Origin of the sequence: Microbacterium sp. CCH5-D1, assembly GCF_001557335.1 — a bacterium.
Taxonomy (GTDB): domain Bacteria; phylum Actinomycetota; class Actinomycetes; order Actinomycetales; family Microbacteriaceae; genus Microbacterium; species Microbacterium oxydans.
Genome location: NZ_LSJW01000064.1, coordinates 1 through 263, shown reverse-complemented (window position 1 = coordinate 263; position 263 = coordinate 1). Strand labels below are relative to the sequence as shown.

The window sequence follows — 263 nt, the reverse complement described above, 5'->3', positions numbered from 1 at the left end:
GACCGACCCCTACCTCGCCGACGAGCCGACCGGCCCCGTCGACGACGTCGCGCCCTCCGCGGCCGCGGACACCGACGTCGCCCCGGCACCCGCTCCCGCCGCACCGCCGACCCCCGCACCGGCCGCCGCGCCGGCCGCTCGCCGCGGCACGTTCCGCGCCTCTGTCGCGGTCCTGCACACCGATGGCGTGTGGCTGCCTGATGGCAGCCGCGTCGACCTCGAGGAGCCGATCGTGCACGCCGGGCAGATCGCGCTGCTGGCGT

Annotated in this window: 1 protein-coding gene; it reads left to right on the top strand. The window is 78.3% G+C overall.

Annotated elements, in window-relative coordinates; genetic code table 11:
- Positions 1–263, top strand: a 263-nt coding sequence (locus tag AX744_RS20530; protein WP_197429151.1) for a hypothetical protein, incomplete at both ends; no start/stop codon positions are given.